11 protein-coding genes are annotated in these 13,423 nt (G+C 62.0%); 5 read left to right on the top strand and 6 right to left on the bottom strand.

Features of this window, described 5'->3' with window-relative positions:
• Nucleotides 1–107 precede the first annotated feature (107 nt).
• Nucleotides 108–2,564 (bottom strand): acyl-CoA dehydrogenase FadE, encoded by a 2,457-nt coding sequence (gene fadE / locus AC1IN8_RS04190; protein WP_479758158.1) that lies wholly within the window; start codon nt 2,562–2,564, stop codon nt 108–110.
• A 255-nt stretch (nt 2,565–2,819) separates the two neighbouring features.
• On the opposite strand from fadE, the gene lpcA reads away from it, so the two are divergent.
• The 3 genes from lpcA (at nt 2,820) to AC1IN8_RS04175 (ending at nt 4,947) form a co-directional block, all read left to right on the top strand.
• Nucleotides 2,820–3,398, top strand: a complete 579-nt coding sequence (gene lpcA, locus AC1IN8_RS04185; protein ID WP_005325554.1) for a D-sedoheptulose 7-phosphate isomerase — start codon at nt 2,820–2,822, stop codon at nt 3,396–3,398.
• 118 nt (nt 3,399–3,516) lie between these two features.
• The gene (locus AC1IN8_RS04180) at nt 3,517–4,314 is read left to right on the top strand and encodes a class II glutamine amidotransferase (protein WP_139439280.1); all 798 of its coding nucleotides are present in this window, start codon (nt 3,517–3,519) and stop codon (nt 4,312–4,314) included.
• A 297-nt stretch (nt 4,315–4,611) separates the two neighbouring features.
• Complete coding sequence (locus AC1IN8_RS04175; RefSeq protein ID WP_043132862.1) at nt 4,612–4,947, top strand: Hpt domain-containing protein; 336 nt, start codon at nt 4,612–4,614, stop codon at nt 4,945–4,947.
• Nucleotides 4,948–4,961: 14 nt separating this feature from the next.
• Here AC1IN8_RS04175 and AC1IN8_RS04170 read toward each other — a convergent pair whose 3' ends face one another.
• On the bottom strand, nt 4,962–5,885 hold the full coding sequence (locus AC1IN8_RS04170; protein ID WP_139439281.1) for a gluconeogenesis factor YvcK family protein: 924 nt from the start codon (nt 5,883–5,885) through the stop codon (nt 4,962–4,964).
• A 112-nt stretch (nt 5,886–5,997) separates the two neighbouring features.
• Here AC1IN8_RS04170 and AC1IN8_RS04165 point away from each other — a divergent pair, with 112 nt between their 5' ends.
• The gene (locus tag AC1IN8_RS04165; RefSeq protein ID WP_479758157.1) at nt 5,998–7,182 is read left to right on the top strand and encodes an FIST signal transduction protein; all 1,185 of its coding nucleotides are present in this window, start codon (nt 5,998–6,000) and stop codon (nt 7,180–7,182) included.
• Nucleotides 7,183–7,200: 18 nt separating this feature from the next.
• Nucleotides 7,201–9,282 carry an ATP-binding protein gene (locus AC1IN8_RS04160; protein WP_479758156.1) on the top strand — a complete coding sequence of 694 codons (2,082 nt, stop codon included), beginning with the start codon at nt 7,201–7,203 and terminating at the stop codon, nt 9,280–9,282.
• Between the two features lie 268 nt (nt 9,283–9,550).
• Here AC1IN8_RS04160 and AC1IN8_RS04155 read toward each other — a convergent pair whose 3' ends face one another.
• The 4 genes from AC1IN8_RS04155 to narQ form a co-directional block, all read right to left on the bottom strand.
• Entirely contained in the window at nt 9,551–10,126 is a 576-nt protein-coding gene (locus AC1IN8_RS04155) for an LON peptidase substrate-binding domain-containing protein (protein WP_139439283.1), read from the bottom strand.
• Between the two features lie 303 nt (nt 10,127–10,429).
• On the bottom strand, nt 10,430–10,855 hold the full coding sequence (locus tag AC1IN8_RS04150; RefSeq protein ID WP_265435703.1) for a globin domain-containing protein: 426 nt from the start codon (nt 10,853–10,855) through the stop codon (nt 10,430–10,432).
• 158 nt (nt 10,856–11,013) lie between these two features.
• Nucleotides 11,014–11,652 carry a two-component system response regulator NarL gene (gene narL, locus AC1IN8_RS04145; protein ID WP_005325544.1) on the bottom strand — a complete coding sequence of 213 codons (639 nt, stop codon included), beginning with the start codon at nt 11,650–11,652 and terminating at the stop codon, nt 11,014–11,016.
• Entirely contained in the window at nt 11,652–13,364 is a 1,713-nt protein-coding gene (gene narQ / locus AC1IN8_RS04140; protein WP_139439285.1) for a nitrate/nitrite two-component system sensor histidine kinase NarQ, read from the bottom strand. Before narQ ends, narL begins: the two co-directional genes overlap by 1 nt.
• Between the last annotated feature and the right edge of the window lie 59 nt (nt 13,365–13,423).

Genomic DNA, 13,423 nt, shown 5'->3' with positions numbered 1-13,423 from the left:
TATCCAAAATATGATCCAGCCGATCGCTCTTTCTGCCTCCGGGGTTGCCGGGCAGATGCCAGCATGAAAAACGCCTCCATTAAGGAGGCGTTTTGGCATTCATGGCATCAGGCTGCCCTGTGATAGGCCGACGCTTCAAACAGCGCCTTGTTGGCCACCAGATCGATGGGGTCGAAGTCATCGACGTTGATGGTGCGCAGGCGGCTCTCTTCGGCACGACGCAGCAGGTCGGCCTCGGTCTGGTTGATGACCCCCAGGGCCAGGCCGGCGTCCGCCACCTTGTCCAGCTGGGTGAAGGGACGCTTGCGACCCTCTGCCTTGCACACCTTGTCAAACAGCGGCTCGGCGGTCAGCACGTCATCGAGGGCCTGTTCCAGCAACCCGAAGGGGTTGCCCTCCTCGCGGGTGAGGTACTGCCCTTCGGCCAGACGGTCGCGGGTGGCACTCGGGGTCTGCAGCAGACGGGCCACCTGGCTGTCCAGCTTGTCGGAGGGACGCTTCATGTCGCGACCCAGCGGCAACACGATGACGCGCAGGGCCAGGCCAATCCAGCGATTCGGGAAGTTGCGCAGCAACTCGTCGATGGCTTCCTGGGCCTTGAACATGGCGTCTTGCAGCGCCCAGTGCAGCAGCGGCAGGTCGGCCTGCTGGCGCCCCTCGTCCTGATAGCGCTTGAGGGCGCTGGAGGCGAGATAGAGCTGGCTCAGCACGTCGCCGAGGCGGGCGGAGACCCGCTCCTTGCGCTTGAGCTCGCCACCCAGGGTGCCCATGGCCATGTCGGACAGGAAGGCCAGGTTGGCACTGAGGCGGGAGAGCTGCTGGTAGTAGCCCTTGGTCTGATCCTTGTAAGGAGCAGCAGCGAAGCGGGCGCCGGTCAGACCCAGCCAGAAGCTGCGCACCAGGTTGCTGATGGCAAAGCCCACGTGGCTGAACACCGCCTTGTCGAATTCCTTCAGCGCCTGCTCCTTGTCCGGGTGGCTGGCCGCCAGCATCTCCGGCAGCACGTAGGGGTGGCAGCGGATGGCACCCTGACCGTAGATGATCATGCTGCGGGTCAGGATGTTGGCACCCTCAACGGTCACCGCGATGGGAGCACCCTGATAGCCGCGGGCCAGGTAGTTGTTCGGGCCCATGCAGATGGCCTTGCCGCCGTGGATGTCCATGGCATCTATGATGCACTTCTGGGCACGGTCGGTGAGGTGGTACTTGACGATGGCGGAGATGACGGACGGCTTCTCGCCGAGATCGATGCCGGTCACCGTCAGCTTGGCGGCGGCGCCCATGATGTAGGCGTTGCCCCCCAGGCGTGCCAGCGGCTCTTCGATGCCTTCCATCTTGCCGATGGGCAGCTTGAACTGGCGACGGATGCGGCTGTAGGCGCCGGTGGCCAGGGCCAGCATCTTGACGCCCCCTGTGCTGTTGGAGGGCAGGGTGATGCCGCGACCGACGGAGAGGCACTCCACCAGCATGCGCCAGCCCTGACCGGCCATGGCCGGGCCGCCGATGATGAAGTCCAGCGGCACGAACACATCGTTGCCCCTGGTCGGCCCGTTCTGGAACGGCACGTTGAGGGGGAAGTGACGGCGGCCTATCTCGACCCCCTTGATGTCGGTGGGGATCAGGGCACAGGTGATGCCAAGCTCCTCTTCCTCACCCAGCAGGTGATCCGGGTCGCGCAGCTTGAAGGCCAGCCCCAGCACGGTGGCGATGGGGGCGAGCGTGATGTAGCGCTTGTTCCAGGTCAGGCGCATGCCGAGCACCTCTTCCCCTTCCCATTCGCCCTTGCAGACGACGCCGAAGTCGGGAATGGAGCCCGCATCCGAGCCCGCTTCCGGGCTGGTCAGGGCGAAGCAGGGGATCTCCTTGCCGACGGCCAGGCGCGGCAGGTAGTGGTCTTTCTGCTCTTCGGTGCCGTAGTGTTGCAGCAGCTCGCCCGGGCCCAGGGAGTTGGGCACGCCGACGGTGGAGGCGAGCACGGCGCTGGCGCCGCACAGTTTTTGCAGCACGCAGGACTGGGCGTAGGCGGAGAACTCCAGGCCACCGTACTTCTTCTTGATGATCATGGCGAAGAACTTGTGGTCCTTCAGGTACTGCCACACCTCGGGGGAGAGATCGGCCCGCTCGTGGGTCACTTCCCAGTCGTTGACCATGCGGCACACGTCTTCAACCGGGCCGTCCATGAAGGCCTGCTCTTCGGCGGAGAGAGTGCTGACCGGGATGGCGTGCAGTTTCTTCCAGTTCGGGTTGCCGGCAAAGAGATCCGCTTCCCACCAGGTGGTGCCCGCCTCTATGGCTTCCTTCTCGGTGCGGGACATCTCCGGCATGATGGATTTGTAGATCTTGAACAGGGGTTTGGTCAGCTGGTTGCGACGAAACTCCACCAGGTTGAGCGGGATGGCGATCACCGCGAACAGCACCCACACCAGCAGGGGCACATGGCCATAGAGGGCGCCGGCGACCAGGGCGGCGGCCGTGGCAAGCGTGGAGGTGAACAGTGACGCCCGGCGGTAAGCCATGGCGCCGATCACCAGGATCACCCCGAACAGAGTGAGGGTCGTCGTCATTTTTCGCTCCTTGCATGAGTTGCCGAAGTTGGGAAACGTGGGTTAACTGATCCAGAGGTCTGACCTGTTGGACATGGCCCCTGTTGTAATTCATGTGCACAAAATTATCAAGATGTTTACAAGCTCGTTACCTTGACACCGTGATCGGCCTAACGTGGCGGGGCCGCATCTTGGCGGGCGGGGGGCGACGATTGGATTGGCTTGTGCGACAATGCGAAACCCTATGTTGGACGATACAAAGAGACATCAGACGCCATGTACCAAGAACTTATCCGCAATGAATTGACCGAAGCTGCCGGCGTGCTCCAGGCCTTTCTGGCCGATGAGCAAAATCTGAAGAACATAGAGGCGGCCGCCAAACTGCTGGCTGACTCTTTCAAGGAAGAGGGCAAGGTGCTCTCCTGCGGCAACGGCGGCTCCCACTGCGACGCCATGCACTTTGCCGAGGAGCTGACCGGCCGCTATCGCGAGAACCGCCCTGGCTATGCCGGCATCGCCATTTCCGATCCCAGCCACCTCTCCTGCGTCTCCAACGACTTCGGCTATGACTATGTCTTCTCCCGTTACGTGGAAGCAGTCGGCCGTCGTGGCGACGTGCTGCTCGGCATCTCCACCAGCGGCAATTCCGGCAATATCCTCAAAGCCATCGAGGCTGCCCGCGCCAAAGGCATGAAAGTGATCGCCCTGACCGGCAAGGACGGTGGCAAGATGGCGGGCCTGGCCGATGTCGAGATCCGGGTGCCGCACTTCGGCTATGCCGACCGCATCCAGGAAGTGCACATCAAGGTCATTCACATCCTGATCCAGCTGGTCGAAAAAGAGATGGCCAAGTAATCAGAGCAGGCGGGTGAGGCAGCCGGGGGGGCAGATGACCGATCCTGGCGCCTCGCATCCAGCTTGAGTTCGCTGATTGACGCAGAGATGATCAATTAATTCAGGGAGTGGACTGGACATGTGCGAACTGCTCGGCATGAGCGCCAATGTGCCGACCGACATCTGCTTCAGCTTTACCGGGCTGATGCTGCGGGGCGGCAAGACGGGCCCCCACAAGGATGGCTGGGGGATCACCTTCTACGAGGGGCGGGGTTTTCGCACCTTCAAGGATCCCGAACCCAGTGCCCAGTCACCCATCGCCAAGCTGGTGCAGGCGCTGCCCATCAAGAGCCGCGCCGTGGTCAGTCATATCCGGCAGGCCAACCGGGGGTGCGTGTCGCTGGAGAACACCCACCCCTTCACCCGCGAGCTGTGGGGACGCTACTGGACCTTTGCCCACAACGGCCAGCTGACCGGCTACAAGGGGTTGCGGACCGGGCGCCACCGTCCTGTGGGGGACACCGACAGCGAGCACGCCTTCTGCTGGCTGCTCGACAGGCTGGAGCAGAAATACCCCAAGCGCCCGGCGAACTTCCCCGCCATGTTCCGCTATCTCGCGACCCTGTGCGACGAGCTGCGCGAACTCGGGGTGTTCAACATGTTGCTGTCGGACGGGGAGTTCGTGATGACCTATTGCAGCAACAACCTCTACTGGCTGACCCGCAGGGCCCCCTTTGGCGAAGCTCGTCTGCTGGATGAAGACGTGGCCATCGACTTCCAGAGCGAGACCACCCCGAATGACGTGGTGACGCTGATAGCCACCCGCCCGCTCACCGGCAATGAGAGCTGGGTGAAGATGGCGCCCGGGGAGTTCTGCCTGTTCAGGCTGGGTGAGCTGGAATATGGCAATGCAGCCAGGCTGCTGACCCGCCAATAAAAAAATACCAGGGTAGAATCCTACCCTGGTTCTTCGCAGCAGCCATACAGGCAAAAAGGGATGAGAGAGGTGTTGCTGAGCCGCATCATTCTCATGGCCTGCATTGTTATGTCATTGTTAATTTTGTGACAACATTTATCTCTTTCCTGCCTGGGGCTGCGTGTTGATAACTTGAGCTGGCTCACATTCTGATGGAGGCAAGCAGCTTCAACCGACTCTCGTCGCAGCGCGGGTGACAGCCGGTGTGCGGGTCGGCTATATTGTGGTCTGTTTGAATACCATCATAGGGAAGAGAAGATGGAGTGGCTGGATCAGAAAGTGCTGCGACAACTGGCGGATGACATAGGTCATGACATGATGCCGGTCGTCATTTCTGTGTTCGTCGAAGAGGTGGGCGGGCAGCTCGCCCAGCTCAGGCCGCTCTTTGATCAGCGGGACTGGACCGCCCTGGCCCGCCTAGCCCACAGCATGAAGTCCTCCTGTGGCAGTTACGGTGCCGAGCCCAGCTATCAGCAGGTGATGGCGCTGGAGCTTGCCTGTCGCCGGGAGGATGTGGAGGAGGCCGCTCGCCTGCTCGAACAGCTCGAGCACTCCCTGCCGCAGGTCTTCTCCCACCTGGCCCAGTATCACTAGGTCGCATTGGCGGATTAGCCCGCCTTGTCACGCTCTGCGTACCAGCTCAGTATCACCGCATCCAGCGCCTGTCGAAGCTTGAGGCGATCGTGGCGATGGGGCAGGGCCGCCTCACCCAGACTGGCCTGAACCAGGCAATGCTGCAGCTCGGGAGCCCCATGGCCTTCGGGGGCCAGGATGGCATCGATTCGGCCCTGACCGATCCGCTCTTCCAGCCAGCGATGCTGGTGGGACAGCGTCAGCTTGCCAGCCGGCCCGTTTTCGGCCACCAGATTGCTGATGAAGACGACGATGGCGCCGCTGCCGCGGATCGCCTCGGCGACCTCGCTCAGCAACAGGGGCGGCATGATGGAGGTGAGGAAGCTGCCTGGCCCCAGAATGATCATGTCGGCCTGGCTCAGGGCGTCGATCGCCTCGCGGGTGGCGGGTACGACCGGGTTCAGGCTCAGGGCCCGTGGCGGTGTGGTGAGCTGATCGATGGAGACTTCCCCCAGGATCTGATCGCCACAGACGGTGTGGGCACACAGATCCGTGGGGTGCTCGGACATGGGCAGCAGGCTGGGCGCTATGTGCAACATGTCGCTGATGAGCCGGATGGCATCCAGGGGACGGACACAGAGGTTGTCGAGGGCCAGCAGCATCAGGTTGCCGAGGTTGTGACCCGCCAGCTCGCCGCGACCCGTGAAGCGGTATTCGAACAGCTGGCTGCCGATGCTGGGCTCGGTCACCAGCTGATTGAGGCAGTTGCGCAGATCTCCCCAGGCGATGCACTCCTGGCTCTTGCGCAGGCGCCCGGTGGAGCCGCCGTCATCCGTCGTGGTGACGATGCCGGTCAGCCGAGTGCCTAAAAACGAGAGGGAAGAGAGCACCCGACCCATGCCGTGACCACCGCCGATGGCGACGACCCGGTCAAAGTCATTGATATTTTTCTGCCACATGCAGTCATCCTGTGGGAGGCCAGTGCGCATCAGTTTAGTCCGCCTGGCCAGGTAATTGTTTGATAAAGGTATGATTTTTGCTTGATGACCCGGCATCACATACCACTAGGAGATGGTGTTGAACTTCCTGACGGCTCACTCTCTTGCCGAGACGACCCCGCTGGCCGCCCAACAGATAGCTGAACGGTTGCTCGCTCAATCACCTCATTCCCCGTCGTTGTTGCTGGTCTATTTTACCCAAGCACACGATGCCGCGGTACTGCGCCGTGCGCTCAAGGCCCGTTTTCCCCAAACCCGGCTCATCGGGTGCAGCTCCTGTGGCGGTATCCTGACCCAGGCTGGCCATCATGGCCGGCTGGGCTGGAGTCTGGCAGTGGCGGCCCTCTATGACGACAAGGGAGCCTACGGCGTGGCCGGTCAGGCAGGGGACGAGCTGGATGTGCGCCAGTTGCTGCGCCGCGCCATCGCCGATGGCGGGCGTCCCGGCGAGTTGCCGCAACTCATCCTGCTGCACACCAGCCCCGGGCAGGAAGAGGCTGTGCTGGCGGGCATAGATGCCGAGTTCGGGGCGACGGTTCCCGTCGTCGGCGGGTCGGCGGCGGACGACGGTGTCACCGGCGAGTGGCAGCTGTGCTGGGATGAGGGGGAGGGGCGCCAGGGCTGCGTGGTGGCTGTGCTCTATCCCGATTGCCAGCTGGCCTTCCAGTTCCACTCGGGTTATGTGCCCACCGAGCGCCATGGCACCATTACCGCGCTGGAGGGCCGCGAGGTGCTGACCATAGACAATGAACCTGCGGCCCGGGTCTATGCCCGCTGGACAGAGCGCAAGCGCCCCTGGGCTGTGGGCCCCATTCTGCGGGAGACGACCCTCTCCCCGCTGGCCCGCCAGGTCGGAACCCTGGATGAGATGCCTTATTACAAACTCTCCCACCCCGAGGCGGTGACGGAGCGGGAAGGGTTGCGCCTCTTTACCGAAACCCGGTTGGGGGAGCGCCTGCAACTCATGTACAGCAGTCAGGGGGGCCTGCTTCAGCGCAGCCTGAATGCGGTACGCATCGAACCCGAATATGGCATGGCGGGGAACCTGCAGCCCATCGGCGCCCTGGTGGTGTTCTGCGCGGGCTGCCGTCTGGCGCTGGGGGACGCGCTCAGCGATGTCGTCGGCCATTTCAGCCAACGGCTGGGGGAGATCCCCTTTATCACGCCATTTACCTTCGGCGAGCAGGGGCGATTGCCCCACGGTGAGCTGGCGCATGGCAACCTCATGGTATCGAGCGTAATCTTCCTCGAGAGCTGACAAGGTGCTGGACACAAGATGATAGGCAATAGCGAACTCGAAACCCTGGGCGACAAGCTGCAAACCACGCTGGTGGAGCTGATGCGTTGCCGGGAGCGGGAGGCCAGATACCGTCAGGAGTCACAGGCCCTGCTGTGCGGGGTGGCGACGCTGGCACAGGCCAAGAGCCTGGAGCAGGTGCTGGACAGCCTCATTCTGGCGCTCAAGCCCTTCATCGGCTTCGAACAGGCTGATGTGGTTGCCTGGGATGGGGGGCGGGGCAGCACCCATCTGAGCACCCAACCCGGGGAGGTCGGTCGCACCTGGCCGCTGACGCCGCTCTTCTCCCGCGCCATCGCAGGTGACACCCTGGTCATCTATGATCCGGCCCAGTTGCCCGAGCTGGCCTCCCTGGCGGGGGCGGCGGGCTGGGCCAGCGTCATGATGACGGGGTTGCAGGCGCCGGGCTTCTCCGGGGTGCTCATCTGCCGGCACAGTGCCGCGGGCACCTTCGATCTCCAGAGCAAGGCGGCGATGCAGCGTTGTCGCCCGCTCATCTCCCAGGCGCTGGTCAACATCGCCTATCGGGCGCGCCTGCAGGAGCAGGTCGACCTCAAGACCCTGGCGCTGCAAGCGAGCGAGCAACGCTTTCGCAGCTTTGCCGCCATGGCGTCCGACTGGTTCTGGGAGACGGATCCCGAGCACAGGCTGAGCTATGTCTCTGCCCCCGGCTACCAGGGGGAGGCGCTGGTTCGCCAGGCGGGGCGCAGCCTATATGACTTTGCCCACGACAAGGAGGATCCCGCCTGGTGCAAGTATCAGCACCAGATAGCGCGCCATCTGCCGGTGCGGGCGATGCGCGCCCAGGTGACGCTGGCGAGCGGCCCCTGCTGGATGGAGATCAATGCCGAGCCTTGCCATGACGCCAGCGGCACCTTCATCGGCTATCGGGGCACGGCGCGGGAGATAGGCAGCCAGATCCGCCGCGAGCAGGAGCTGGCGCGGGCGAGGGATGAGGCCGAGAGTGCCAACCGCGCCAAGTCCCAGTTCCTGGCCATGATGACCCACGAGATCCGCTCACCCATGAATGCGGTGCTGGGGATGCTGGATCTGCTGCAACATGGCCGGCTCGAGACCCCGCAACAGACCCTGCTCAGTCACGCCACCCACTCTGCCCATCTGCTGCAGACCATCATCGACGATGTGCTCGACTTCTCGAAGATTGAATCCCATACCCTGGCCCTGCACTGCGAGCCCTTCCAGCCCGCCGAGCTGTGCCGGGCCCTGGTGGAGCCGCTGCAGGCGCAGGCCTGCGCCAAGGGCATAGCGCTGCATTGGCAGCTGGATGAGCAAGTGCCGTCTCATCTGCAGGGGGACGCGGTCCGCCTGTCCCAGGTGATCGGCAACCTGCTCGGCAATGCGGTGAAATTTACCGCCGCCGGTAGCGTGCGGCTCGCGCTGGAATGGCAGGATGAACGGCTGAGGGTGTCGGTCAGCGACACCGGGATCGGTATATCCCCCGAGGATCAGGCGCTGCTGTTCGAGCCGTTCTATCAGGTCGACAGCTCGGCCACCCGTCGCTTCTCCGGATCCGGGCTTGGGCTCGCCATCTGCCGGCGGCTGGTGCAACTCATGGGGGGGGAGATCCGCCTGCAGAGCACCCCCGGGCAGGGCAGCTGCTTCTGGTTCGAGTTGCCCGGGATGGCCTCACCCTGCATCGCGTCGACCAGCCCCGCCATCGAGGGGCTCACCATGCTGGATCTGGATGTGCTGGTGGTGGAGGACAGCCCGGTCAATCAGCTGGTGGTGTCACTCATGCTGCAAAAGCTGGTGTGCCGGGTGAGGCTTGCAAGCAATGGCCTGGAGGCGCTGGCCCAGGTCGGCGAGCGGCGACCGGATCTCATCCTGATGGATATGCGGATGCCGCAGATGGATGGGCTGGAGGCCACCCGCCGTTTGCGTGCCATGGGGTGCGAGGTTCCCATAGTGGCGCTGACGGCCAATGCCATGACGGAGGACAGGGCGCGTTGTCTGGCCCAGGGGATGAACGATTTTCTGGCCAAGCCCATCAGCCTGGCCCGGCTGCGCAGCTGTTTGCTGCGCCATTGCCGGCTCCCGTAGCCCGATTTTGGGTAAAAAAAATGGTCAACCTGGTGGTTGACCAATTCTTCAGCAAATACTGAAGAGAGCACGGGATAAATCGGGTTGTACGGTCTTATATGAAAAAGTCGTGCCAACTTTTCATGACCTGTTATATGCGGCTGGTAGCGGAGTTATCTGTTGTTATCGCTACCGGCGATTGCAAATTGCGAATTCCGCCTTTTCATTGTAAGAATTTCCGGTCAGGATATTCGCGTTTTGCAAACCACTTCTTGACTCACTCTCTGACTCACTGTGCGATCAGTCGGCGCAGGAACTGGCGCGCCGCTTCACTGTTTTGTTTGGCAATCAACATCTGTTTCTCATAGATCGGCATGGGCAGGATTTCGAGCCAGCGCTGACAGAGCCAGGCCGCGTCGTCGAACTGCTTGTCCGGGTAGAGCTCATCCAGTTCCGGATATTGTTCAAATACCTCCTGCAATCTGCTGACCAGCTGCTTGTCGCTGAAGTCCGAGTGGGCGCTCGGCCAGTTGGGCAGGGTTTCCACCTGAGCGTGGCGCAATCCGGATTCATCCGTTTCCAGCTCATGAATGCAGAATCGTTCCAGACCGAGCACGGTGACCCCGAGCAGGCCATCGTTGAGGGTATAGAAATCAGTCACCTTGACGCGAGTGCCGACCGGCAGTATGCGTCCGCAGGTGCCCGTGCTGGTGGTCTCTTCCATCACGATGCCAAAGCCGCGATCTTCGATGAAGGACTCCTTGAGCATCTGCAGGTGGCGAGGCTCAAACAGACGCAAGGGGAGTTTCCCGCCCGGCAGTATGTGTGAGGGCAAGGGGAACAGTGCCAGGTGTTGAAGTTTCATGTTCCATCCTCCGATAAGTTGCATCTGGATATGACAATGCAGTGACTGTGCCAGAGCTCGGGGAAAAGCAGGAAAATGATGCTGATAATTTAAATATCCGTTAGTAATCAATCTATTAAAATTTGATTCAAGGGCAGGGAGAGGATAGATCAGGAAGGGATTCAGGTGGCTTTGCAGGGGCTCGTACATGCCCCATCTGCAGAATGGGGCTGCGTTCGCATAATGCAAATGATTCCCCTGCAAAATGGGTATCTGCCGACCATCTTAAGCGGCAGTCTCTCTCGGGCGTGATGGCTGAGGGGGCTAGGCGACGGATTCGGTAGGCTGACTGAGCCCTTCCAGCATCAGGGCGGCTACCTCGTCGTACATCTGTGACCAGGCATCGGAGAGCGCTGGCGTGAAGTGCTCCCCCAGTCGCCGTGCCAGCACCAGGGTCAATGCCTGTTTCAACAGGGCGAACTGGTGTGACTGCACCTTGAATTTCTGATGCCGCCTGCCGAGATCCCGGATGATGAAGCTCAAGGCATCCAGCTGCTCCAGGCTGGTGATCACGGTGTTCAGGGTATCCGATACCTTGGCGACCGGCATGCCCGCAGGATCGGGAAAGAGGTCGATCAATTCAGGCGAGAGCCGGAACAGCTCCGCATATACCTCCTGGACATAGGTGTTGTTCAGGGCGGTGACCCTGCCCCAGGCCCTCTGTACCAGCTCGATCTGTTCGGATGTCATGCCCTGTGCCCTCCATGTGCCGTCTCCTGAACATAATAATTCATTTGCTCAATAAGATGCGAGGTCTGTGATGCCTTGTGAGGCGAGGGAGGCAGCCAGCAAAAGGCCCCGGGATGACGGGGCCCTGGCTGACATGGGAAGGGGCAGGCAACGGGAGCCTAGTTGCGCTGCTCCAGGTACATGACGGCGGCTTCCACCCGGCTCTGGGCCTCGAGCTTTTTCAGCAGGCTCTTGACGTGCACCTTGACGGTGCCTTCCGAGATGTGGAGCACGGAGGCGACCTGCTTGTTGGAGAGACCCTTGGCAATCTCGCGCATGATCTGCATCTCGCGGCGGGTCAAGCTTTCCAGCTTCTGCTGCAGGTGATCCAGCTCGTAGATGTTCTCGAGGTAGGGGCGCAGCGGCTCGCTCAGGATCTGCTTGCCGGTCATGACATCGGCCAGCTGGCCCAGCAGCATGTCGGGCTCGGTGTCCTTGAGCAGGTAACCATCGGCGCCGGCCTTGAGCAGGGCGACCACGTCCTGGCGGGCATCGGAGACGGTCAGGATCACCACCCGGGAGGTGACCTCTTCGGCGCGCAGGGCCTTGAGGGTATCGAGGCCGGACAAGCCCTTCATGTTGAGGTCGAGCAGGATCAGATCCGGCTCCGACTCCTTGGCCATGGCCACGGCGTCAGTGCCGTTAGAAGCCTCGCCTATCACTTCGATGTTATCTTCCAGCTCCAGCAGTTGCACAATGCCTTTGCGCATCAGGGGATGGTCATCTACGACCAGAACACTATATTTCATCTCGTCCATCAGGCGTCTCTTGTTAGGCTGGTGGGAAAGGTCAGGTGTACACGGGTGCCCCCGGAGGGCGGCTCGCTGATGGTCAACTGACCGTGCAACTTGCTGGCACGCTCGTTCATGATGCTGAGACCGTAGTGATTCACCGCCGAGCTTGCGCCCCCTATTCCGACACCATCATCTGCAATCTGAACCTGGATGTTACCATCAGCCAGGGTCTCACAGCTAACGTCAATGCGCTGGGCGCAGGCATGTTTGATGGCATTGAGCACTGCCTCACGGATCAGTTGCAGGATGTGAATGTGCTGCCCCGCCTCGAGATCCGTATCGGTCAGTCCGTATTGGAGCCTGATCTCGGCCCGGGTCTGGGGCTTGAGCTGCTCCAGCATGACGCCGATGGCTTCGCCGAGGTTGGCGTCGCCGATGCTGAGGCGGAAGGTGCCGAGCAGCTCGCGCAACTGGGTGTAGGCATTGCTGAGCCCTTCGTCTATCTGCTCCATGGCGGCCTTGGCCTTGCCATTATCCCCCTTGGCGACGGAGCGCTTGAGCAGGGTGGACTGGATCTTGAGGTAGGAGAGCGCCTGCGCCAGCGAGTCGTGCAGCTCGCGGGCGATGACGGCCCGCTCCTCCATCAAGAGCAGACGCTGGTGTTGCAGCAGGGTCTGATCCTTGTGCAACACCTGGGCCAGCAACATGGAGAAGTTCTTCATCAGCCGCTCGTCGATGGGGTGCGCGCTTATCATGTCGAGCCGGCCGTACTCCTCCTCATCCATCTGCAGATAGAAGCTCACCACGGCCTCCAGATCGCCCGGCCAGCCGGTGCGTCCGGTGATGTAGACCGGCATGGCGTTGTGCTCGAAGCGGGTCAGGCGGATATGGTCGATGTGCTGATGGGCGGCGGCCCGCTCCAGCAATTTCTGCAGGGTGCGCCGGCTCAGTGGCGCCGCGTGCAGCTTCTGGGCGGTGGAATAGAGGAAGGAGAGGGTGTCGTTCGCCTGCTGCAGCTTGGCGGTTTTCTCTTCCACCTTGCTCTCCAGCTCCCGATAGAGCTTGCCGAGCTCGTCCGCCATGGTGGCGAAAGCCCCCGACAGTTCCCCCAACTCGTTTTCGCAGTGGGGGGGCAGGGTCAGGTCGAACTCCTGGCGCTGGATCTGGCGGGCGCAATGGACCAGCTGATTGAGGGGGGCGACCACCTGCTGGCGGGTGAAACGCACCGTGAACCAGGCGATGGTGATGATGGAGAGCAAGCCCAGCCCCTCCGCCAGGGCCAGCATGCGCACCTTGAACTCCACGTGATACTGCATCTGGTTGACGAAGTCATCGATGGCGGCGACGAACTGCTCGGTGTTGTCGGTGTAGCGGCTGGGGGTGGCGTTCTCGATGTGCTCGCGCATCATCTGCCATTGCAGCAGCACCTCGCCATAGGTGCGGCGCAGGGAGGCGGGGGTGATCCAGCGCTGGGTCTCCTGCAACTCGGAGGCGTGCAGAGTTTGCTCGAACTGGTCGAGCCGGCCGAGGACGGCCTGATCCTTCTCGATCTCGTAGGCCATGCGATAGGCCTGCATCCGCAATGATCCCGACAGGTTGATCGCCTTGGCGTCGGGTACCGAGTAGAAGAGAGTGACCATGGCCACCACGGCGATCAGGCTGGCCATGAACAGGATCAGCACCATGGAGCGGCCGATGGCGCTGCTGACCGAGTGTACTTTGAACCACTTTCCCATGCCGATTGGCTTCCTTCAGATCAGACAAAGACCCCACAAAGTAGCATGGGAGTGTACTC

This window comes from Aeromonas sp. 130281, from assembly GCF_056642115.1.
Note: the sequence above shows the minus strand (reverse complement) of the source record. Positions and strands in the feature narration are given on the sequence as shown.